Source organism: Amycolatopsis sp. NPDC102389, assembly GCF_044765885.1.
In the GTDB taxonomy this organism is placed as follows: domain Bacteria; phylum Actinomycetota; class Actinomycetes; order Mycobacteriales; family Pseudonocardiaceae; genus Amycolatopsis.
On sequence record NZ_JBIWKX010000006.1, the window covers coordinates 46,720 to 68,367 of the forward strand.

Annotated in this window: 23 protein-coding genes; 14 read left to right on the top strand and 9 right to left on the bottom strand. The window is 68.6% G+C overall.

Annotated features, from left to right (window positions below; genetic code table 11):
- Positions 1-5: 5 nt before the first annotated feature.
- Genes ACIRGA_RS07805 through ACIRGA_RS07830 form a run of 6 tightly spaced genes read left to right on the top strand, consistent with a single transcriptional unit; the run spans position 6 to position 5,765 of the window.
- On the top strand, positions 6-1,496 hold the full coding sequence (locus tag ACIRGA_RS07805) for a FadD3 family acyl-CoA ligase (protein WP_400937868.1): 1,491 nt from the start codon (positions 6-8) through the stop codon (positions 1,494-1,496).
- Positions 1,493-2,326, top strand: coding sequence for an enoyl-CoA hydratase (locus ACIRGA_RS07810; protein WP_034317229.1), 834 nt, complete (start codon positions 1,493-1,495; stop codon positions 2,324-2,326). Before ACIRGA_RS07805 ends, ACIRGA_RS07810 begins: the two co-directional genes overlap by 4 nt.
- The gene (locus ACIRGA_RS07815) at positions 2,326-3,459 is read left to right on the top strand and encodes an acyl-CoA dehydrogenase family protein (protein ID WP_400937871.1); all 1,134 of its coding nucleotides are present in this window, start codon (positions 2,326-2,328) and stop codon (positions 3,457-3,459) included. Before ACIRGA_RS07810 ends, ACIRGA_RS07815 begins: the two co-directional genes overlap by 1 nt.
- Complete coding sequence (locus ACIRGA_RS07820) at positions 3,456-4,385, top strand: acyl-CoA dehydrogenase family protein (protein ID WP_400937873.1); 930 nt, start codon at positions 3,456-3,458, stop codon at positions 4,383-4,385. The genes ACIRGA_RS07815 and ACIRGA_RS07820 overlap by 4 nt, the downstream gene beginning before the upstream one ends.
- Positions 4,382-5,353 carry an acyl-CoA dehydrogenase family protein gene (locus ACIRGA_RS07825; RefSeq protein WP_400937875.1) on the top strand — a complete coding sequence of 324 codons (972 nt, stop codon included), beginning with the start codon at positions 4,382-4,384 and terminating at the stop codon, positions 5,351-5,353. The genes ACIRGA_RS07820 and ACIRGA_RS07825 overlap by 4 nt, the downstream gene beginning before the upstream one ends.
- A 46-nt stretch (positions 5,354-5,399) precedes the next feature.
- Positions 5,400-5,765 (top strand): HIT family protein, encoded by a 366-nt coding sequence (locus tag ACIRGA_RS07830; protein WP_400937876.1) that lies wholly within the window; start codon positions 5,400-5,402, stop codon positions 5,763-5,765.
- On the opposite strand, the gene ACIRGA_RS07835 is transcribed toward ACIRGA_RS07830, so the two are convergent.
- A complete protein-coding gene (locus ACIRGA_RS07835; RefSeq protein ID WP_400937878.1) occupies positions 5,756-6,673 on the bottom strand; it encodes an RNA polymerase subunit sigma-70 in 918 nt (305 codons plus the stop codon). The genes ACIRGA_RS07830 and ACIRGA_RS07835 overlap by 10 nt on opposite strands.
- A gap of 63 nt (positions 6,674-6,736) precedes the next feature.
- Between ACIRGA_RS07835 and ACIRGA_RS07840 the strand changes: the two genes are divergently transcribed.
- Entirely contained in the window at positions 6,737-7,105 is a 369-nt protein-coding gene (locus ACIRGA_RS07840) for a nuclear transport factor 2 family protein (protein WP_400937880.1), read from the top strand.
- A gap of 156 nt (positions 7,106-7,261) precedes the next feature.
- Here ACIRGA_RS07840 and ACIRGA_RS07845 read toward each other — a convergent pair whose 3' ends face one another.
- The 3 genes from ACIRGA_RS07845 to ACIRGA_RS07855 all read right to left on the bottom strand — a co-directional run bounded on the left by ACIRGA_RS07845 (position 7,262) and on the right by ACIRGA_RS07855 (position 9,248).
- Positions 7,262-8,305 (bottom strand): DUF222 domain-containing protein, encoded by a 1,044-nt coding sequence (locus ACIRGA_RS07845; RefSeq protein WP_400938204.1) that lies wholly within the window; start codon positions 8,303-8,305, stop codon positions 7,262-7,264.
- Between the two features lie 221 nt (positions 8,306-8,526).
- The gene (locus ACIRGA_RS07850; protein ID WP_400937883.1) at positions 8,527-8,709 is read right to left on the bottom strand and encodes a hypothetical protein; all 183 of its coding nucleotides are present in this window, start codon (positions 8,707-8,709) and stop codon (positions 8,527-8,529) included.
- A gap of 227 nt (positions 8,710-8,936) precedes the next feature.
- Positions 8,937-9,248, bottom strand: a complete 312-nt coding sequence (locus ACIRGA_RS07855; RefSeq protein WP_400938207.1) for a DUF6881 domain-containing protein — start codon at positions 9,246-9,248, stop codon at positions 8,937-8,939.
- An 84-nt stretch (positions 9,249-9,332) separates the two neighbouring features.
- Here ACIRGA_RS07855 and ACIRGA_RS07860 point away from each other — a divergent pair, with 84 nt between their 5' ends.
- The gene (locus tag ACIRGA_RS07860) at positions 9,333-10,367 is read left to right on the top strand and encodes a fatty acid desaturase family protein (protein WP_400937885.1); all 1,035 of its coding nucleotides are present in this window, start codon (positions 9,333-9,335) and stop codon (positions 10,365-10,367) included.
- Here ACIRGA_RS07860 and hsaB read toward each other — a convergent pair.
- From hsaB to ACIRGA_RS07885, 5 genes are read right to left on the bottom strand one after another with little or no spacing between them, the layout of a single operon-like run.
- Entirely contained in the window at positions 10,333-10,887 is a 555-nt protein-coding gene (gene hsaB, locus ACIRGA_RS07865; protein ID WP_400937887.1) for a 3-hydroxy-9,10-secoandrosta-1,3,5(10)-triene-9,17-dione monooxygenase reductase subunit, read from the bottom strand. The genes ACIRGA_RS07860 and hsaB overlap by 35 nt on opposite strands.
- Positions 10,884-11,798 (bottom strand): iron-dependent extradiol dioxygenase HsaC, encoded by a 915-nt coding sequence (gene hsaC / locus ACIRGA_RS07870; RefSeq protein ID WP_125785496.1) that lies wholly within the window; start codon positions 11,796-11,798, stop codon positions 10,884-10,886. The genes hsaB and hsaC overlap by 4 nt, the downstream gene beginning before the upstream one ends.
- The gene (gene hsaD, locus ACIRGA_RS07875) at positions 11,798-12,646 is read right to left on the bottom strand and encodes a 4,5:9,10-diseco-3-hydroxy-5,9,17-trioxoandrosta-1(10),2-diene-4-oate hydrolase (protein ID WP_400937890.1); all 849 of its coding nucleotides are present in this window, start codon (positions 12,644-12,646) and stop codon (positions 11,798-11,800) included. Before hsaD ends, hsaC begins: the two co-directional genes overlap by 1 nt.
- The gene (hsaA, locus tag ACIRGA_RS07880) at positions 12,646-13,821 is read right to left on the bottom strand and encodes a 3-hydroxy-9,10-secoandrosta-1,3,5(10)-triene-9,17-dione monooxygenase oxygenase subunit (protein ID WP_400937892.1); all 1,176 of its coding nucleotides are present in this window, start codon (positions 13,819-13,821) and stop codon (positions 12,646-12,648) included. The genes hsaD and hsaA overlap by 1 nt, the downstream gene beginning before the upstream one ends.
- Before the next feature lie 43 nt (positions 13,822-13,864).
- Positions 13,865-15,463: an FAD-binding protein gene (locus ACIRGA_RS07885; RefSeq protein WP_400937895.1), complete on the bottom strand. Its 1,599-nt coding sequence runs from the start codon at positions 15,461-15,463 to the stop codon at positions 13,865-13,867.
- Between the two features lie 99 nt (positions 15,464-15,562).
- Between ACIRGA_RS07885 and kstD the strand changes: the two genes are divergently transcribed.
- The 6 genes from kstD (at position 15,563) to ACIRGA_RS07915 (ending at position 21,562) form a co-directional block, all read left to right on the top strand.
- Complete coding sequence (kstD, locus tag ACIRGA_RS07890; RefSeq protein WP_400937897.1) at positions 15,563-17,233, top strand: 3-oxosteroid 1-dehydrogenase; 1,671 nt, start codon at positions 15,563-15,565, stop codon at positions 17,231-17,233.
- On the top strand, positions 17,230-18,369 hold the full coding sequence (locus ACIRGA_RS07895) for a Rieske 2Fe-2S domain-containing protein (protein ID WP_400937900.1): 1,140 nt from the start codon (positions 17,230-17,232) through the stop codon (positions 18,367-18,369). The genes kstD and ACIRGA_RS07895 overlap by 4 nt, the downstream gene beginning before the upstream one ends.
- Positions 18,366-18,626 carry a hypothetical protein gene (locus ACIRGA_RS07900; RefSeq protein WP_400937902.1) on the top strand — a complete coding sequence of 87 codons (261 nt, stop codon included), beginning with the start codon at positions 18,366-18,368 and terminating at the stop codon, positions 18,624-18,626. The genes ACIRGA_RS07895 and ACIRGA_RS07900 overlap by 4 nt, the downstream gene beginning before the upstream one ends.
- Positions 18,623-19,648: a 2Fe-2S iron-sulfur cluster-binding protein gene (locus ACIRGA_RS07905; protein WP_400937905.1), complete on the top strand. Its 1,026-nt coding sequence runs from the start codon at positions 18,623-18,625 to the stop codon at positions 19,646-19,648. The genes ACIRGA_RS07900 and ACIRGA_RS07905 overlap by 4 nt, the downstream gene beginning before the upstream one ends.
- Before the next feature lie 245 nt (positions 19,649-19,893).
- Positions 19,894-20,757 (top strand): MaoC/PaaZ C-terminal domain-containing protein, encoded by an 864-nt coding sequence (locus tag ACIRGA_RS07910; RefSeq protein ID WP_400937907.1) that lies wholly within the window; start codon positions 19,894-19,896, stop codon positions 20,755-20,757.
- Positions 20,758-20,809: 52 nt separating this feature from the next.
- The gene (locus tag ACIRGA_RS07915; protein ID WP_400938210.1) at positions 20,810-21,562 is read left to right on the top strand and encodes a class I SAM-dependent methyltransferase; all 753 of its coding nucleotides are present in this window, start codon (positions 20,810-20,812) and stop codon (positions 21,560-21,562) included.
- Positions 21,563-21,648 lie beyond the last annotated feature (86 nt).

Sequence of the window (21,648 nt, forward strand, 5' to 3'; positions counted from 1 at the left end):
CTTCGATGACTGAAGGAACCATCCCGGCGGCGCTCGACAGAGCCGCGGAGCGCTTCGCCGCACGGGAAGCGCTGGTCGACGGCGACGTACGGCTCACCTATGCCGAACTCGCGCGCCGGGTGCGGCAGGCGGCGCGGTTCTTCGAGGGCCACGAACGGGTCGCGATCTGTTCCCCCAATACCTGGCACTGGGTCGTCGCCGGCCTCGGCGCGCTGTACGCGGGCGCGACGCTGATCCCGGTCAACACCCGCTTCACCGCCCGCGAAACCATCGACGTCCTCGAGCGCGCGAAGGTCTCCGCGCTGGCGATCACCGGCACGTTCCTCGGCACGGACCGGCTGGCGGATCTCGGTTCTTCCCGCCCCGGCACCGTCTTGCGCATCCCTGTCGAAGGCGCCGAAGAACCCGTCGACGGCGTCACGGAATGGGACGCGCTGGCCGATCTCGACAGCGACTTCGCCAGTCCCGCGAAACCGGACGACGTCAGCGACATCCTGTTCACCTCCGGGACCACCGGCCGCAGCAAGGGCGCGATGAGCAGCCACCGGCAGGCACTGAGCGTCGCCGAAGCCTGGGGCGAGTGCGGCGGCCTGACCGAGGAAGACCGCTACCTCGTGATCAACCCGTTCTTCCACAGCTTCGGTTACAAGGCGGGGATCCTCGCCGCTGTGCTGCGCGGCGCGACCCTGCTGCCCCAGCGCACCTTCGACGTCCGGGAGACCCTGCGGCTCATCGAAACCGAGCGGATCACCGTGCTGCCCGGCGCGCCCACGATCTACCAGGTCCTGCTGGAGGCGCCCGAACGCGGGAACCACGAGCTGTCCAGCCTCCGGCTCGCCGTCACCGGCGCCGCCACCGTGCCGGTGACACTCGTCGAGCGTATGCGGACGGACCTGGGCATCGACACCGTGCTCACCGCGTACGGCCTCACCGAAGCCGTGGTGGCCACGATGTCCCGCCCCGAGGACGACGCCGAACTGGTGGCGAACTTCTCGGGCCGCGCGACGGCGGGCTTCGAGGTGAAACTCGGCGAGCACGACGAAGTCCTGTTGCGCGGGCCGAACGTGATGCTCGGCTACCTCGACGATCCGGACGCCACCGCGAAGGCCGTCGACGCCGACGGCTGGTTGCACACCGGCGATGTCGGCGTGCTGAACGAACGCGGCTATCTGAAGATCGTCGACCGGATCAAGGACATGTACGTCTGCGGCGGGTTCAACGTCTACCCGGCCGAGGTCGAGCAGGTACTGAGCCGTCTGGACGGTGTCGCGGAAGCCGCCGTCGTCGGCGTGCCGGACGGACGGCTCGGCGAGGTCGGCAAGGCCTTCGTCCGGCTCGAACCGGGAGCCGAACTGTCCAAAGAGGACGTTTTGACGTACTGCGAAGGCCGGTTGGCCAATTACAAGACTCCTCGATTTGTCGATTTCGTGGCGGAACTTCCGCGAAACCTGTCGGGGAAGGTACTGAAACGCGTGTTGCGGGAGGAGAACGGATGACCGTCGAGTACGAGCGGCGCGGGCCGGTGGCCGTCGTGACGATGAACCGGCCGGAGTACCGGAACGCGCAGAACTCGGCGATGACCTACGCGCTCGACGCCGCTTTCACCCGCGCCGTCGACGATCCCGAGGTCAAGGTGATCGTGCTGGCCGGGGCGGGCAAGCATTTCTCCGCCGGGCACGACATCGGGACGCCGGAACGCGACGTGGACGTCTCGTTCGAGCGCAAGGCGGTGCTGTGGTGGGATCACGTCGGCGCCGAGGGCGGTGATCAGCGCTTCGCCCGCGAGTCGGAGGTCTACCTCGGCATGTGCCGCCGGTGGCGCGAGATCCCGAAGCCGACGATCGCGAGCGTGCAAGGTGCGTGCATCGCGGGGGCGCTGATGCTGGCGTGGGTATGCGACATGATCGTCGCCTCCGACGACGCGTTCTTCGCCGATCCCGTGGTGCGGATGGGAATTCCCGGTGTCGAGTACTTCGCACACCCGTGGGTGCTCGGTCCGCGCGCGGCCAAGGAGGTGCTGTTCACCGGTGAACGCTTCACGGCGCAGCAGGCCAAGGAGTGGGGCATGCTGAACCGCGTCGTCCCCCGCGCCGACCTCGAAACCGAGACGATGGCGCTGGCGGAGAAGATCGCGGTGATGCCGCGGATGGGGCTCGCGCTTGCCAAGAAGGCCGTCAACCAGGCCGAAGATCTGATGGGGCTCCGGTCCGGAATGGACTCCGTGTTCGGGCTGCACCATTTCGCGCACGCGCACAACGCCGAGGTTTCCGGCGGCGACTCCTTGGGCGGGCAGGACGCGCGCTCGATGCGGGACGCGAGTTCGTGATGAACCTGGACCTGGACGAGCGGACACTCGCCTTCCGCGACGAAGCCCGCGCCTGGCTCGCCGCGAACGTTCCCGCCGAGCCGCTGAAATCGTTCGACACCGCCGAAGGATTCGCACAGCACCGCGAGTGGGAATCCCGGCTGGCGGACGCGCGCTGGTCGGTCGTGTCGTGGCCGCGCGAGTTCGGCGGACGGGACGCGAGCCTCTTGGAATGGGTGCTGTTCGAGGAGGAGTACTACGCGGCGGGCGCGCCGTTGCGGGTGAATCAGAACGGCATCTTCATGCTCGCGCCGACGCTGTTCTCCCATGGCACGGAAGAGCAGCAGCGCCGTGTACTGCCGAAGATGGCGCGCTCGGCGGAGGTCTGGGCGCAGGCTTGGTCGGAACCCGAGGCGGGCAGCGACATCGCCGCCCTCCGGAGCACCGCGTCCCGCTGCGACGGCGGCTGGCGGGTCAGCGGGCAGAAGACGTGGAGCTCGCGGGCGACGTTCGCCGACAAGGCGTTCGGCCTCTTCCGCAGCGACCCGGAGTCCGTGCGGCACAAGGGCCTCACCTATCTGATGGTGGATCTGCGGGCCGAAGGCGTCACCGTCCGGCCGATCCCCCAGCTGGACGGCGAACCGGGGTTCGCCGAGATCTTCTTCGACGACGTCTTCGTCCCCGACGAGGACGTGATCGGCTCACCGGGCGAGGGCTGGCGGGTCGCGATGACGACGGCGAACAACGAACGCGGCCTGTCCTTGCGCAGTCCCGGCCGGTTCCTCGCCGCCGCCGACCGGCTGGTGTCGCTCTGGGAGGACGCCGGGCGGCCGGCACACACCGCGGACAGGGTCGCCGACGCGTGGATCGGCGCGCGGGCCTACCAGCTGTACACCCTGGGCACGGTCACCCGGCTCTCGGACGGTGCCGAGCTCGGCCCGGAATCGAGTGTCAACAAGCTGTTCTGGTCACACCTCGACGTCGCCCTCCACGAGACCGCCCTCGACATCCTCGGCCCGGACGCCGAACTGCGGGGCGGCTGGAGCGACGGCTGGCTGTTCTCACTGGCGGGACCGATCTACGGCGGGACCGACCAGATCCAGCGGTCCATCGTCGCCGAACGGTTGCTCGGCCTGCCGAAGGGGGCACGATGAGGTTCGCACTCTCCGGTGAGCAGGAGCAGTTCTCCCGCAGCCTGAACGATCTTCTGTCCGGTGTGGACACCGACTCGGCCAACCGCGCCTGGGCGGCGGGCGATCCGGGCCCCGGTCTCAAGATCTGGCGGCGCCTGGCGGAACTCGGCGTGACGGCGCTGGCGGTCCCCGAGAAGTACGACGGGCTCGGCGCCAGCCCGGTCGATCTGGCCGTCGGCTTCGAACGGCTCGGCTACCACTGCGCTCCCGGGCCGTGGACCGACACCGTGGCCGTCCTGCCGTCATTGCTGGACGACGAGCTGCTGACGTCGGTCGCGTCCGGCGAGACGCTGGCGTCGGTCGCTTACTCGCCACATGTGCCGTACGCCTTGGATTCCGACGTCGCGGACGCTCGTCTCGCCGTCGAGGACGGCAGGCTGCACGCCTTCACCCCCGGCTCACTTTTGTCCTCTGTGGACAGTGCGCGTCGGCTGTTCACTCCGGTGACCGGGGATGATCTCGGCACGGTGCTCGACGCGGACCGCGCGTTCGAACTGGGCTGTCTCGCCACCGCCGCGCAACTCCTCGGCGCGGGACGCTGGCTGCTCGACACGTCGGTCGCCTATGCCGCGCAACGCAAGCAGTACGGCCGCGAGATCGGCGGATACCAGGCGATCAAGCATCTGCTCGCCGACGTGGCGACCGCGCTCACCCTGGCCGAGCCGCTGCTGTTCGGCGCGGCCGTCACCCTGGACCGGCGCGACGTCTCCGCGGCCAAGGTGGCGTGCGGCGACGCCGCGCACCTCGCCGCCCGGACGGGGCTGCAGGTGCACGGCGCGATCGGCTACACCGCGGAACACGCGCTCGGGCTGCGGTTGACCAGGGTCCGCGCGCTGGTCGGCGCCTGGGGTACGCCGCGGTTCCACCGGGAACGGGTGCTGTCATGACGTTCACCGACGAGCAGGACGCGCTGCGGGACAGCGTCCGGAAACTGCTGGACCGGGAAGCGGATCCCTGGCCGGAACTGTGCGAACAGATCGGCGTGGCGGCGCTCGCCGTACCCGAGCGGTTCGGCGGGCTCGGCGCCGGAACGGCGGAGTTGCAGGTGGTCGCCGAAGAACTGGGCAGGGTCCTCGCCGACGTCCCGTTCCTCGGCTCGGCCGTGCTCGCCGTGCACGCGGTCCTGGCCACGGGCAACGACGAGGCTTGCGAACGCCTGCTCCCCCGCCTCGCCGAAGGTGTCGTCGGCGCGGTGGCCTGGACCGACGCCGACGGCCGCTGGGATGTTCCCGCCTGCCGCGCCGTCGGCTCCACTGTGGAGGGTGAGGCGCACTATGTCCTTCACGGGGACGAGGCCGAGATCCTCCTGGCGGTGGCAGACGGCGCGCTGTACGAAGTCGCCGATGCGCGGCGGGAGCGGACTCCGGCGATGGACGAAACCCGGCGTCTGGCCAGGGTTCGTTTCGACGGTGTCCCCGCCCGGCTGCTCGGCCCGGTCGACCTCGGCGCGCTACGGGACGTCGCGTGTGCCGTCCTGGCCGCCGAACAGGCCGGGGCCGCGGCGCGGGCGTTCGAGCTGACGGTGGAGTACAGCAAGCAACGGCACCAGTTCGGCAGGCCGATCGGCGGGTTCCAGGCGCTGAAGCATCGGATGGCGGACCTCCACGTCCTCGTGGAGACCGCGCGTTCGGCGGCCTACGCGGCTCCGGAATCGAGCAGGCTGGCCGCGGTGGCGAAGGTGCATTGCTCCGAGGCGCTGGCCGCGGTGGCGGGCGAGATGATCCAGCTGCACGGCGGGATCGCGATCACCTGGGAGCATCCGGCGCATCGCTATTTCAAGCGGGCGCACGGCGCGGCGCGGCTTTTCGGCGCGCCCGGCGATCACCTCGGGAGGGTGCGGCCGCCCTTGTCGTGAGCCGGTGGAGTGTGCGATCTGTGCCAAGCACCGGGGCGAGGGGTCATTGGCCGGGCCGGTCGTCTGGGCGGATGCCGCCGTCGTCGTGTCGCATCGCCCGGGTGAGTTCCCCGGGTATCTGTTCGTGGAGACGCGGCGGCATGTGGCGGCGCTGGACGAACTGACGTCGGACGAGGTCTCGGCGGTTTCGCGGGCGGCCTGGTGCGCGGCCCGGGGCCTGCGCGCGGAACTGGCTCCGGAGCACGTGTTCTCCGCCATCGCCGGGCGAAGTGTCGCGCACTTCCACCAGCACGTTTTCGTACGGCATCGGGGAACGCCCGAAGAGATCGGCTGGATGGACGGTCCTTCGTGGGCGGGCGCGCCGAGCGTGGACGTCGGCGCGCTCTGCCGTCGCCTGTCGGGCTACTTCTGATCCAGGAACCGGGTGATGGCACGAACGCGGTCACCGTCGAGGGTGAGCACCATCAGTCCGGCCGGGGTCTCGCCGTGGCGGCAGCGGAAAGCGGGCTGGTTGTTCGCCCGCGCCGTCGTCATGGTGAAACCCTCCACGGGAATGGCCATGGTGACGCGGAGGAAGCCCGCGACCGCTTCGCGACCGTGGTACTCGTGCGGTGCCGGCGGCATGGCGAGCCAGGCGTCGTCGGTGAGCAGGCCGAGGACGCCATCGAGGTCGCCCGCGGTGAAGGCGTCGGCGAATCGCCTGGTCAGCTCGCGTTCCTGAGGTGATGGCCGATGCCCGGCGCTGGCGCGATGCTTGTCGAGGGAGGCGCGGGCGCGCTGGAGGATGCCCTTGACCGCCGTCTCGGTGGTACCGAGCATGCTCGCGACCTCACCGGCCGGGAAGCACAGGACGTCGCGCAGGACGAGCGCGGCGGCTTGCCTCGGCGGGAGGAGCTGGAGCCCCGTGATGAAGGCTAGCTCGATCGCATCCCTCGTGCTGTAGCGCGCTTCGGGGCCGGGCTCACTGTCGGCGACGCGCTCGAGGAGTTCGTCGGGGTACGGCTGTAGCCAGGTCACCTCGCCGCGCCGAGTCGGCTCGGGCGGGTCGAACGGCGGCACCGGTTCAGGCGGGCGACGGCGGCCCGCGTCCCTCAGGGCGTTGAGGCAGCGGTTGGTGGCGATGCGATACAGCCAGGTGCGCAGCGATGAGCGCCCCTCGAAGCCGTCGAGGCCCCGCCATGCGGCCAGGAGCGTCTCCTGGACCGCGTCCTCGGCGTCGGCGAGGGAGCCGAGGATCCGGTAACAGTGCAGGTGCAGCTCGTGCCGGTACGCCTCGGCGAGCTCGCGAAAAGTCTGCTCGTCCGTTGCCCTGGTGCTCACAGACCGTTCCTTTCGGGGCGGGGATGGTGTCTGACTGGATGAAGACCGACGAAAGGAACCATCATGACCAGTCCCGCCTTGGATGTCGCGCTCTCCTATCACCGCGCGTGGACGGGCAAGGACTTCGAGAAAGCGATGACCTACGTCGCCGACGACATCGTGTGTCACGCGCCCGCCGGACGCCTTTCCGGCGCGGAGGAGTTTCGAGGGTTCATGGGTCCGTTCACCGAGATTCTGACCGGGTCGACCCTGCTTTCGGCGTTCGGGGACGAGACGACGGCGTTGCTGATGTACGACACGGCCACCCTTCCGGTGGCGAGCGCGCCCGGGGCCGAGCTGCTGACGGTGCGGGAGGGGAAGATCGTGGAGTTGCGGATCGTGTTCGACCGGGCTCCTTTCGATGCCGCTCGGGCTGCTGCCGCGGGGTCTTAGCGGAACAGCGTTGTCGCGGCGTGAAGGACTCCTCCCCTCGGCTCAGCGAGGGAAGGGGGGCTTCACGCACGTGGTTTCTGGGCCTCGCACGCTCCAGGGCGTGCGGGTGCCACCGCCCGTCACGCGTCCGGGTAGCCGCAGGCAGGTCCGTGCCTTTCAGAAGGGTGGGGTGTCGTCCTCCGGTTCCGGTTCGGGGCGTGGGTCGTGGAGTGGTTCGGGGGTGGTGGTGTAGGTGCGTCCGGTGGGGGTGGTGATGGTGGTGCCGCCGTTGCCGGTGGGTTCCGCTGTCCAGCCGGGTTCTTCTTTGAGCATGTTGTGGGTTTTGCAGGCGGCGTGGCAGTTGTGGTGGTCGGTGTCGCCGTGGCGGGCCCAGGTGGTGATGTGGTCGATTTCGGAGAATTCGGCGGGGCGGTGGCAGCCGGGGTGAGTACATTCCCGATCACGAGCTTTGATGAGGCGGGCGAGGGAGGCCGGGGGCCGGTAGGTGCCGGGGCCGGCTTCGAGGAGTTGCCCGGTGGTGGGGTCGGTGATCAGCCGGGACCAGGTCGAGCCGGGGTCGGCGGCGATCTCCCGGGTCAGCCAGCCCGGGATGGGTCCGTAACCGGCGAGGGTCGCGGGGTCTTCCCGGGCCCCGGTCAGGGTCAACAGATCGACATAGACGTGGACATGCGCGCGGGGTGTGCCGTGACCGTCCTCGGCCAGGAGCCGCTCGGCGAAGATATCGGCCCGGTGCTGATCCAGCGTCCGGGATGTGTCGCTCTGACGGCGCACCGTGGCCGCTCGGCTCAGCGACGCGTAGATCGAACTGGCGACCTCGGCGGGAAGCCAGCCCGACAGTTTCGACATGGTCTCGTCCTCGTGTTCCAGCGAGACATGCCGTAACGCGCGTTTGGCCGCGGCCCGTTCCTCATAGCCGGCACGGTCGAACTTCTGCACCGCGCGATCCACCGATTTCCGGATCGCCCCGGGATCACGGCCGGCGAGACGCTTGGCCATCCACGCGTCCACCTGTGCGGCGACCTCATCGGACACCTCACGCGTCAGCTGGGCCACCTTCGACGCCTTGAACAGATCGATATCACCTCTTTCCAGCGCCGCCAACGTGTTCGGCAACCGGGCCACCAAGGCACACGAGGTCTCCACCAACAGGAACGCGTGATTACGGGAGACCGAGAAGGCCAACGCGACCTCCTCGGTCACCGATCTTCGCGAACCACCCACCACGGCGAACCCCGCTATCGAACGCACCTGCCGCCCCTGCGCACGACGAAGCACCAACTCCTCGTCACACGCGGCATCCAGAAGACGAGCGGCTTTCGGATTAAAAGCAAGAGACTGGGTCATGACCATGATCATACTCGAACACGAGTTCGATCACCACTGAAATGCGACGGTGGTTTCAACTGGTGAGTGCACCGCCTCTAGTCTGGCAATACTTTGCTGAACGCTTCGATCGGCTTGAGCCAGCCCAGCGTCTGCCGTGGCCGGTCGTTGAGTTCGTCTGCAATGGCCACCGGCATGCCGGTGGCCATGGTGAACTTCTTATGGCTGCCCATCTCGCCGCCCTGATCCCAGGTGACGCTGTTCTTGAAAACGTCAGGCAAGGTGTTCATCTTGGCGGCCAGCCGTGGGGCCACATTCTCGGCCGTGCGATCGTGAGGAATACGCGCCAGCTACCCAGAACGATCATTATCCCCAGCCGGTGCACTGACCATTTGCACCCAAGGAGCTTGGAGCGAACAGTCAATGCACCACATTGGATAGCGGCCATGATGGCTTGACGATGGAAGTCATCGCCATATGGATCGGCCGTCAAGACAACCCGCCATCATCACGGCTCCGAATCCGGACGCCCACCGAGCGCTCGCCTCCACGCCCGCTCGAACTCGTCGCCACCGATCCTCGACGCCACGAACTCCCGCTGCGCGTTGATCTCGGCAAGAGGAGGAACGGGGACCTCTCCCAGACCTGTGCCACCGACCTCGCGCTCCTCGTCGGCCCAACCGAGCCTGCCGTCCCGGAACCGCTCCACTTTCCGGCGCTCATAGCCGTCGAGACCGACCTCACTGAGGATCTCCACAGGTTCCTCGGCGAACTCGTGCGCCCACTCGACCCGTAGGTACCACATCCGCCCCGTGAACATCACGACCCCAGGGTAGGGCCAACCCCCGGATCAACCCACCGGCGCACCACATTCACCCCGCCCCCGCCCCGAACCAGACTCACCATGGTGACCGCAAACCTCCGCACAGGCAGCGATTTCGCCCGCCTGTCCCGCCGCGTCAGCGAAGCGGGCCTCCTCGACCGCCGCCCCGGCTACTACACCTTCCGCATCGGCCTGGTCGCCACCCTCTTCGTCTCCGGCTGGATCGCGTTCTTCGCGATCGGGGATTCCTGGTGGCAACTGGGCATCGCCGTCTTCCAGGCGGTGATGTTCGGCCAGATCGCCTTGCTGTCGCACGATCTCGCGCACCGTCAGGTGTTCCGCACCCGCCGCCCGAGCGAGATCGCCGGCCGGATCGCGGGAAACCTCGGCGTCGGCATGAGTTACGGCTGGTGGATGGACAAGCACACCCGCCACCACGCCAACCCGAACCACGAGGACCTCGACCCCGACGTCGACCCGGACATCCTCGTGTGGTCGAAGGAGCAGGCGAGGGCCAGCAAGGGCCTCCCCCGGTTCATCGGCCGCTACCAGGCGTTCCTCTTCTTCCCGCTGCTCACCCTCGAAGGCCTGAACCTGCATTTCTCCGGTATCCGCGCGGTTTCGAAGTCGGGACTCCGGCGGCGCGGGCTCGAAGCGGCCCTGTTGCTGGCGCATTTCGCGCTCTACTTCAGCGCGCTGCTCGTCGTTCTCTCCCCCGGCAAGGCGCTCGTCTTCTTCATCGTCCACAAAGCACTGTGGGGTGTCTACATGGGATCGATCTTCGCGCCCAACCACAAGGGGATGCCGATCCTGTCCGGGGACACGGAACTCGACTTCCTCCGCAAGCAGGTGCTCACGTCCCGCAACGTCCGCGGCGGCCGCGTCGTCGACGTCGCGCTCGGCGGGCTCAACTACCAGATCGAGCACCATCTGTTCCCGAGCATGCCGTCGCCGCATCTTCGCCGCGCCCGGCCCATCGTCCAAGAATACTGCGCGGAAATCGGCGTCCCGTATCACGAGACCGGGCTCATCGAGTCGTACTCGCTCGCGTTGCGGAGCCTGCACGAAGCTGGCGAGCCGATCAGAGCCAATCGTCCGGACGCGGCCAAGGCATGAGCGCGGCGAGCGCGTCCGTCACCGGTTCGGTCACCGTGTACCGCCCACGGTGGAACAGCAGCGGCCGCTCGTCGGAAGGTTCCCCGAGCGCGGTGACCCGGCCGACGACAACGTAATGGTCCCCCGCCTCGTGCACGGCTTCGAGCGTGCAGTCGATCCACGTCAAAGCCCCGGTCAGCAAAGGAGATCCGGACGGGGCGGGAGCCCAGTCGACCGACGCGAACTTGTCCGCGCCCCGCGCGCCGAACACCGCGCTGACGTCTTGCTGGTCTTCGGCGAGCACGTTGACGGCGAACCGGCCGGACTCGGCGAGCACCGCCCACGTCCGGGAAGTCTTGGCAGGACAGAAAAGCACCAGCGGCGGATCCAGCGAGAGCGCCGCGAACGACTGGCACGCGAAGCCCACCGGCGCCGTGCCGTCGTGCCCGGTCACCACCGCGACACCCGTGCAGAAATGCCCGAGCACCGTGCGGAACCGCGCCGGATCGATGTCCGCGCCGAGGTCCGTCACCGGGGTCACGACTGCCCGGGCGGCCGGGCACCGACCGAAAAGTCGTGTCCCCACAAGGAAACCGCCGTACTCTCTCGGGCGATCCAGCTCTCGTCGTCCACTTGACGCCCCTCGCAGCCGTATTCGACATCGAAGCCGCCGGGGGTCTTCATATAGAACGAGAGCATCAGATCGTTGACGTGCCGCCCGAGGGTCGCCGACATCGGCACCTTCCGGCGGATGGCCCGGTCGAGGCAGAGGCCGACGTCGTCGGTGTTCTCCACTTCGACCATGAGGTGCACGATGCCACTGGGAGTCGGCATCGGAAGGAACGCGAGACTGTGGTGCCGCGGGTTGCAGCCGAAGAACCGCAGCCAGGCCGGCGCGCCGTCGGCGGGCCTGCCGACCATCTGCGGCGGCAACTTCATCGAGTCCCGCAGCCGGAACCCGAGCACATCACGGTAGAACCGCAAGGACGCGTCATCGTCGTGGGTGGACAGTACGACGTGCCCGAGCCCCTGTTCCCCGGTCACGAACTTGTGCCCGTAGGGACTCACCACGCGCCGATGTTGCAGCGCGACGCCGTGGAACACTTCGAGTGTGTTGCCCGATGGGTCCTCAAAGGACACCAAACCGTCGACACGGCGATCGGCCAGCTGATCCGGCGTGCCTTCCTTGTACGGCACCGAGTGCGCGTCGAGCGACGCCCGGATCTCGTCGAGCTCGCCGGCGTTGGCGACCTCCCAGCCGGCCACCGCGAGCCGGTCGTGCTCACCGGGGAAGATCACGAGCCGCGCCGGGAAGTCGTCCATGCGCAGGTAAAGCGCTTCCGGATTCGTGCCGGAACCCTCGACCATGCCGAGGACCTTCAGCCCGTATTCGCGCCACGCGGCCATGTCGGTGGCTTCGATACGCAAGTAAGCGAGCGAACGGATACCCATCAGGAGGCTCCCAGGAAGTCGAGTGCCAACCGGTTGAACTCGTCGAACTTCTCCAGCTGCGCCCAGTGCCCGCAGCCGCCGAACACGTGCAGCTGGGCACGCGGGATCGTTTTGAGCGCGAGCAGGGCGCCGTCGAGCGGATTGACCCGGTCTTCCCTGCCCCAGATCAGGAGTACTCGCTGGCGCAGGCGATGCGCCTCGCGCCACAGCATGCCCTCTTCGTAGGTGTCGGGCTGGGCGAACGACTTCCCCATCGCCTTCATCGCGGCGAGGGATTCGGGCGCGCTCGCGGCGGCGAACCGCTCGTCGATCAGTTCGTCGGTGATCAGCAACTGGTCGTGCACCATGATCCGCAGGAAGGCTTCGAGCTTCTCGCGGCTCGGCCCGGGCGGAGCGCTGAACCGGCCGAGGTTCTTGATGCCCTCCGTCGGATCGGGCGCGAACAGGTTCACGCTCAGCCCGCCCGGCCCCATCAGGACGAGCCGTCCGGCGCGCTTCGGATGGTTGAGCGCGAGCCGCACGGAAGTCCCGCCGCCGAGCGAGTTCCCGACGAAATGCGCCCGCTCGATGCCGAGTTCGTCCATGAGCCCGACCACGGCGTCCGCGCTGTGCCGGAAGTACTGCGGGTGCTCGGTCGGTTTGTCCGACCGGCCGAACCCGGGCTGGTCGATCGCCAGCGTCCGGTAGTTCTTGCCGAACACCGGGAGGTTGCGGCCGAAGTTGCTCCACGCCGACGCGCCGGGCCCGCCGCCGTGCAGCAGGATCACCGTCTCCGGATGTTCCCCGCCCGCCTCGTGGTAATGCAGCTTGAGTCCATCTTGGACGGTGACGTACTTGGCTTCGGTCATCAGACCATCGCATTCTCGACGGGCAGCCCGAAGGCGCCGGTTCCGAACATGACGTAGGCGCGCTCGGCGTCGTTCGCCGCGTGCACCCGGCCGGCGTGGGCGTCGCGCCAGAAACGCTGGATCGGGGTTCCGGCCTGCAGGGCTCGCCCGCCGGAGTTCTCGAAAAGCCGGTCGATCGCGAAGATCGCGCGTTCCGTGCCGCGAACCTGGTCGCGGCGGACCCGAAGCCGCGTGGGGAACGGCAGCTTCTCGCCCTTGCACGCCAGCTGGTACAGCTCGTCGATGTTGTGCGTCAGCTGGAGCCAGGCCGCGTCGATCTCGCTCGCCGCCTCCGCGATCCGCACTTTCGCGAATGGGTCCTCTTTGGACTGTTCGCCCGCGTAAGCCGCGCGGACCCGCTTGCCCTGGTACTCGACGTGCGCGTCGTACGCGCCTTGCGCCATCCCGATGATGGGCACGGTGATCGTGCTCGGATGCACCGAACCGTACGGCAGTTTGTACAGCGGCCCGGGATTGATCTCCTGCCCCGGCGTTTTGCACTTCGACGTCGCGATGAAGCTCAGCGCACGGTGCTTCGGCACGAAGACGTCGTTCACGATGATGTCGTTGGACCCGGTGCCGCGCAGGCCCACGGTGTCCCAGACGTCTTCGATCGTGTAGTCGGAGATCGGCACCAGGTAGGTGCAGAAGTCGACGGGTTTGCCGTCCTTGAACGTCGGCCCGCCCAGCAGCACCCAGGTCGCGTGATCGCAGCCGGAGGAGAAACTCCAGCGCCCGCTGAGCCGGTAGCCGCCGTCGACGACGTCCGCCTTGCCCATCGGCGCGTACGACGAGGAGATCCGGACGTCGCTGTCGTCACCCCAGACGTCCTGCTGCGCCTGCGCCTCGAACAGGCCGAGGTGCCACGGGTGGACGCCGAGGATGGAGGCGACCCAGCCGGTGGACCCACAGGCGCTCGCGACGAGTTTGACCGCGGTGTAGAAGCTCACCGGGTCGGCTTCGAGGCCACCGAACGTCTTCGGCTGCAGCATCTTGAAGAACCCGGTCTCCTGCAGGGATTTGACGGACTCTTCGGGAACGCGCCTGGCGTCCTCCGCCTCCTGCGCCCGTTCCCGCAGGACCGGCAGCAGCTCCCGGATCCCCGCGATCACGTCCTGCGCGGCGTGCTCGCTCATATGCGTTCCCTCTCTCGACATACTCCGTGAACCGGATCCAAGACTAGAACACGTTCTCGTTTTTGTCGACCGATCCCCGGTCGAGCGCACTGTGCAGTCCGGCACGCCGACCGGAAAACACGCAGTCGGCCAGCGACAGGCCGCTCACGTAAGACCTAGAACAGATTCCCACCGCGGTCCGCCCCGCCGCGTACAGACCGCGGATCGGGACACCGGCCCCGGACCGGACGACGCCGGTCTCCTCGTCCACGACCAGGCCGCCCAGGGTCAGCATCGGGCACGGATAGCCGAGGTTCGGCTTGATCGAAACGTCGATCAGCGAGTACGGCGCCCGATCCAGCGGCCGAGCGAATTCCGCCGGTTTGCCCGCCGGATCCGCTCCGGAACGAGCGGCCTCGACAGTGGCGGCCAGCCCGCCGGGATCGACGCCCGCCTTGCGCGCGACCTCGTCGAGCGACCCTGCGACGACCCGTTGCCGAAGCAGGTACCGCACCTGAAGTCCTTGGAACCATTGACTTTGCCCGCGCGCGTCCCGTTTGACCTCCTGGACGATGGCGTCGTCGACCAGGAGCCAGCCGCGTCCGCCGTGCTCGGTGATCATGCGTTCGCCGACGGCGGCGCCGTACCGGGATTCGTCGATGATCCGGCCGCCCGTCTCGTCCACGAGCAGGCCACCGAGGAACGCCGACGGCGGCGTGATGAACCGCCAGGCGGAGATCCGCCCGAGTTCGGCGGTCGCCCCGCCCGCCTCGATCCCCATCCGGATGCCGGATCCGTCGTCGGCCGACGTCCCGAGCGCCAGTCCCCCTCGATACGCGGGCGCGTGTTCGCGCACCATCTCGCGGTTCGCGATGAACCCGCCCGCCGCGAGGACGACCCCGCGGATAGCGGAAATCCGCAGCTCACGGCCATATCGGCGTTCGATCCGCTCCGCCCGCCGGTGCAACGACTTCCGCAGCGACGGCACGTAGATCCCCGGTTTCGCGGCATACGCGGACAGCCTCCGATGCGTGGCCCGCACGCGAGCGGGAGCGTCCCGCAGGGTGGACACCACGACACCGGTCACGGTCCCGTCGTCGTCCACGATCAAGTTCCGCGCGGCCGTCTGCGGCAGCACCTGGATCCCGCGGCTCCGGACGGCCTCCATCAGGCGTTTCATCAGCAGTTTCCCGGAAGTGCCGGGCCCCTTCACACGATGCCCCCGCGGCGCGGGCTTGGCCGCGTCGCGGAAGCCGCCTGCCGCCTCGCTGCCCGAGTAATACAGATAGTGCTTGTCGCTCGGATACGACGTCTTGTACGGGCACAGGCTCCCCTCGAACGGGACACCGTTGCCCTCCAGCCAGGAGATCATCTCCGTACTGCCCGCGCAGAACCGCCGCAGGGTCTCCTCGGAAACGACGTCGCCGACCTCGAGCCGCAGGTAGTCGTACATCGCGTCGACGCTGTCGTCGACACCCGCGTCCCGCTGCTGCGCCGTCCCGCCCCCGGCGTAGACGACACCGCCACTGACCGCGCTCGCGCCACCGCCGGAGAACCGGTCCAGCACGAGCACCCGGGCACCGGCGTCGGCCGCTTCGATCGCCGCGCACGCGCCCGCCGCACCGAAACCCACGATCACCACATCCGCGACGAGGGAGTCCATGGGCCCACCCTAGAACTAGAACACGTTCTCGTCTATGGTGACTGGAGCAGCGCGGATGCTGCTACATGCTTCCTACAACGTGTTTCAGGTGAGGGGCGTATGGAGTTCGACGTGATCGTGGCGGGCACGGGTGCCGCCGGGATGACCGCCGCACTGTCCGCAGCCCACCGGGGACTCGAGGTCCTGGTCGTGGAGAAGGCCGCCCACTTCGGCGGCTCCACCGCGCGCTCCGGCGGCGGCGTCTGGATCCCCGGCAACCACGCGCTGCGGGCGGCCGGGATCGAGGAATCCCCGGAGCGGGCGCGCGAATACCTCGAAGCGATCGTCGGTGACGTGGTCCCCGCCGAACTCCGGTCGGCCTTCCTCGACCGCGGCCCCGAGGTCCTGTCCTTCGTCTGCGACAAGACACCGTTGCGCTTCCGCTGGGTCCGCGGTTATTCGGACTACCACCCGGAGGCTCCCGGCGGGCGCGCCGGCGGCCGGTCGGTCGAGCCGGCCGCGCTCGACGGCAACCTGCTCGGTCCGGAGCTGGCGAATCTGGAGCCGCCGTACAGCGCTCCCCCGCTGGGCGCTCCGATCACCCAGGCGGACTACCGGTGGCTGAGCCTGCTCGCCCGCCACCCGCGCGGCATCCTTCGCGTGCTGAGCCTCGGTGGCCGCTGGCTGGCGGGCCGGATCCGCCGCCAGCGGCTTCTGTCCATGGGGCAAGCGCTTGCGGCCGGTCTGCGCGAAGGACTTCGGCGGGCGGAAGTCCCCGTCTGGCTGAACACTCCCCTGGTGGATCTCGAGATCGAAGGCGACCGGGTGACCGGCGTCGTCGTCCGCCACGAGGGCGAGGAGAAGACGATCCGCGCGCGGCTCGGCGTCGTCCTCGGCGCGGGCGGATTCGAGCGCAACGAGGAGATGCGGGTCAAGTACCAGCGGGCGCCCATCGGTACGGAGTGGACCGTCGGCGCCGAGGCCAACACCGGCGACGCGATCGACGCCGGGCTCAAACTCGGCGCGGCCGTCGACCTGATGGACGACGCCTGGTGGGGGCCGTCCATCCCGCTCACCGGCGGCCCGTGGTTCGCGCTCGCCGAGCGGTCGCGGCCGGGTTGCCTCATGGTCAACGCGCGGGGCGAACGCTTCGTCAACGAGTCGGCGCCGTACGTCGAGGCCGTGCACGCGATGTACGGCGACGGTGACGGTCCCGGCGAGAACATCCCGACCTGGCTGGTGTTCGACCAGCGCAACCGCAACCGGTACATGTTCACCGGCCTCGGCCCGCGCCAGCCGCTGCCCGGCCGCTGGTTCAAAGCGGGCATCGCGGTCAAAGCGAGCACGATCGCGAAACTCGCCGAGCGGATCGAGGTCCCGCCCGACGCGCTGGAGAACACCGTGCGCCGGTTCAACGGCTTCGCGAAAAGCGGCGTGGACGAGGACTTCCACCGCGGGCGCAGCGCGTACGACCACTACTACGGCGACCCGCGGAACAAACCCAACCCGAGCCTGGGTCCGCTGGACGTCGCGCCGTACTACGCGGTGAAGATCGTGCCCGGTGACCTGGGCACCAAGGGCGGTTTGAGGATCGACCCGCACGCGCGCGTCCTGCGCGAGGACGGGTCGGTCATCGACGGGCTTTACGCGGCGGGCAACACGAGCGCCGCGGTGATGGGCCGCACCTACGCGGGCCCCGGCGCGACGATCGGCCCGGCGATGGTGTTCGGCTACCTTGCGGCCGAGCACCTCGCGCAGCAAGATCACACCAAAGCGGGAGGCAGCCGATGACGACGGAATCCGTACGGCAGATCGACGCGGGCGCGCCCCCTTCGCGGTTCGCGCGCGGGTGGCACTGTCTCGGCCTCGCCGAGTCGTTCCGCGACGGGAAACCGCACGCCATCACGGCGTTCGGGACGAAACTGGTGGTCTTCGCCGATTCGTCCGGCAAGCTGAACGTGCTCGACGGGTACTGCCGCCACATGGGCGGCGACCTCACCCAGGGCGAGGTCAAGGGCGACGAGATCGCCTGCCCGTTCCACGACTGGCGCTGGAACGGCAACGGCAAATGCGTCTCCATCCCTTACGCCAAACGGGTTCCGCTGCGGGCGCGGACGAAGTCGTGGCAGGTGCTGGAGGAGAACAAGCAGTTGTTCGTCTGGCACGACCCGGAGGGCAACCCGCCGCCGGAAGACGTCGTCATCCCGCGGATCGAGGGCGTGTTCACCGGCGAGTGGAGCAACTGGACCTGGGATTCGGTGCTCATCGAGGGCTCCAACTGCCGCGAGATCATCGACAACATGGTCGACATGGCGCACTTCTTCTACATCCACTACGCCTTCCCGACCTACTTCAAGAACGTGTTCGAGGGCCATATCGCCACGCAGTACCTGAACACGAAGGGCCGCCCGGACAAGGGAATGGCGTCGAACTACGGCGGCGAGGAGAACCTGCTGCGGTCCGAGGCGTCGTACTTCGGCCCGTCGTACATGATCAACAAGCTGCTCAACACGTACCAGGGTTTCGAGATCGAGAACGTGCTGATCAACTGCCACTACCCGGTCACCGAGAACTCGTTCGTGCTGCAGTGGGGCGTGAGCGTGAAGAAGTTCGAGGGCGTCTCGGACGAGCACGCGGACAAGATCGCGGGGAAGTTCGCCAAGGGCATCGGCGTCGGGTTCCTGCAGGACGTCGAGATCTGGCGCAACAAGACCCGCATCGACAACCCGTTGCTGTGCGAGGAGGACGGGCCGGTGTACCAGCTGCGCCGCTGGTACGACCAGTTCTATGTGGACGCGGCCGACGTCACCGAGGACATGACCCGCCGGTTCGAGTTCGAAGTGGACACCAGCCGCGCCAACGAGGTCTGGGCGGCGGAGGTGGCCGAGAACCTGGCACGGCAGCAGGCGGAAGAGGCCGGGGTGTGAAGCCCGAGACCGTCGAATTCCTCACCGCCGGGCTGCGGCCGCTGAGCTGCCGCGCGTGCGGAACCTGCGTGCTGGTCAAGAAGAACAGCATGCAGCACACCAGCATCCAGTGGACGTCGGACGCGTCCCGCAGCTGCCCGGTGTTCGCCGAGCAGAAGGCTTCCGGGGCGCAGACGGCGCTGCTCGACACCTGCGGCAAGCTCAGCGAAAGCATCGACGCCGCGTTGAAGGACGGCCTGCTGGAGGTGCCCGAATGAGCGGTCCCGTCACCGTGACCGTGGCCGAGGTGATCGCCGAGACGGCCGACGCGCGCTCGATCGTGTTCGAGATCCCGGCCGAGCACGTCTCAGTTTTCGCTTACGCCCCAGGGCAGTTCCTCACCGTTCGCGTGCCGAGCGAGCGGACCGGTTCGGTGGCCCGCTGCTACTCGCTGTCCAGCGCGCCGCATGAGAACCGGGTGCAGGTCACCGTCAAACGCACCGCCGACGGCTACGGGTCGAACTGGCTCTGCGACAACCTCCAGGCTGGCCAAGAGGTCCAGGTCCTCCCGCCGGCCGGGGTGTTCAGCCCCGCGTCGCTCGACGAGGACTTCCTGCTGCTCGCGGGCGGCAGCGGTATCACGCCGGTGATGTCGATCCTCAAATCCGCGCTGGCGCACGGCACCGGCAAGGTGGTGCTGCTGTACGCCAATCGCGACGAGCGGTCGGTGATCTTCGCGCGCGAGCTGACGGACCTCGCCGCCCGGTACCAGGACCGGCTGGTCGTCGTGCACTGGCTGGAGAGCCTGCAAGGGCTGCCGACGGAGGCGCACCTGCGCGCGCTGGTGGCGCCGTACACCGCGCACGAGGCGTTCATCTGCGGTCCGGGCCCGTTCATGGACGCGGCGCGCACGGTGCTCAAGGACCTCGGCCTGCCGCGCAAGCGGATCCATCTGGAGCGGTTCCTTTCCCTGGGCGGGAATCCGTTCGAGGCGGCCGAACCCGTCGCCGTCGAAGAGGCCGAGACCCCGGCGTCGCTCGACGTCACCCTCGACGGGGAGACGAAGAAGCTCGCTTGGCCACGTCGGACGAAACTGTTGGACCTGTTGCTGGAAAAGGGTTTCGACGCGCCGTATTCGTGCCGCGAGGGCCAGTGCAGCGCGTGCGCGTGCCGAGTCACCTCCGGCGAGGTGAAGATGCTGAACAACGAGGTCCTCGACGGCGACGACATCGCCGAAGGCATCGTGCTGGCGTGCCAGTCCCTGCCGCTGACCGACGAGGTCACCGTCACCTACGAGTAGGAGGTGCCGATGGTTTCCTCGGTCGGTCTGTGGAGACGCGAAGGCTTCCAGCCGGACGACACACGTGTCCAGAGCCGTAACTCGCGTGTCTGGAGCCGTAACTCGCGTGTCTGGAGCCGAATGACACATGACCCGCGAGTTCCGCCTTCAATCACGCGAGTTCCGGCTCTGATCACGCGAGTTCCGCCTTCGGACACGCGAGTTCGCCCTGTCCCGAACAAACCCACAGCATCTGAGGAGTCTCCGTGCCCATCGATCCTTCGGTCGCGATCGGCGCCGACCTCGGCGAGGTGAGCTTCGCCTGGACCGCGTCGGACGTGCAGCTCTACCACCTGGCGCTGGGCGCCGGCGCGGATCCGATGAGCCCGCGCGAACTTCGCTACACCTACGAGGACGGGCTCCAGGTGCTGCCGACGTTCGCCACCGTGGCCGCGAACCTGCGGGTGTTCGAACCGCCGGCGGTCTCGTTCCCCGGCGTCGAGGTCGACCTCGGGAAAGTGTTGCACGGCAAGCAGGAGGTGATCGCGCACCGGCCCATCCCGGTCTCGGGGAAGGCCGTGGCGCGGACGCGGATCGTCGACGTCTTCGACAAGGGCAAGGCGGCGGTGATCGTGAACGAGACGGTCGCCACCGACTCCGACGGGACTCCACTGTGGACACTGCGGTCGAGCATCTTCGCCCGCGGTGAAGGAGGTTTCGGCGGCGAACGCGGCCCGTCCGACCGGATCGAACGCCGGTCGCGGGAGCCGGACGCCGTCATCGACACCCCGACGCTGCCGCAACAGGCGCTGCTCTACCGGCTCTGCGGGGACCGCAACCCCCTGCACGCCGATCCCGCGTTCGCCGCGGCGGCCGGGTTCGACAAGCCGATCCTGCACGGCCTGTGCACCTATGGCGTCATCGCCAAGGCCGTCACCGACGAATTCCTCGACGGCGACACCGCCCGCGTCGCGTCGTTCTCGGCCAAGTTCGCCGGCGTCGTCTTCCCCGGCGAACCGCTGCGGACCCGGGTCTGGCGCGAGCCCGCCGGGCTGCTGATCGCGACCACCGCGCCGGACCGGGACGACGCACCCGTCCTTTCCGACACTTTCTTGACCACGACAGACTGAATCATCGTTCCCGCAGATAGCGGCTCTGGCTAGACTCGGGCAGGTGCGCCCCTTGATCTCGGACCCGTATGCCGAACTCGGCCGGGACTACGCGCGATCGAGACGCCCGGACCCCCGCGTCGCCGCCGCCGTCACCGCGGCCCTCGGCGACGCGCGCTCGGTGGTCAACGTCGGCGCCGGAGCCGGTTCCTACGAGCCGGAAGACCGCGACGTGGTGGCCGTCGAACCGTCGCGGCGGATGATCGCGCAGCGTCCCGCCACCGCGGCCCCCGCCGTCCAGGCGTGCGCGGAAGGGCTGCCCTTCGCCGACGGTGCCTTCGACGCCGCGCTGGCGGTGCTCACCGTCCACCACTGGACCGATGTGACCGCCGGGCTGGCCGAGCTGCGGCGCGTTTCCCGCCGCCAGGTGATCGTGACCTGGGATCAGGCGGTGTTCGCGCGGTTCTGGCTGGTGCGGGACTATCTGCCGGAGATCGCCGAACACGAAAGCCGGCTGGCCTGTCTCGACCGCGTCGTCGAAGAGCTGACCGAGGCGGGCCTGACGCCCACGGTCGCACCCCTGCCGGTGCCATCGGACTGCGTGGACGGATTCCTCGGCGCGTATTGGCGCAGGCCGGAGGCCTACCTGTCAGAGCGCGTGCGCGCGGGGATGTCCGGGGTGGCCCTGCTGGACCAGAACGTCGTCGCGACGGCGGTCGAGCGGTTGCGCGCCGATCTCGCGGACGGGCACTGGCACCGGCATCACGTCGGACTGCTCGGCCGGACGGAACTCGACCTGGGGTACCGGCTCGTCACGACCACGTGACCGAGTACACAGTGGACACTCTCGCGGCGTGGACGGCGGTCGACCTCGGCAGCGAGGCGTGGTATTCATGGCTTTCGTGACGGCAG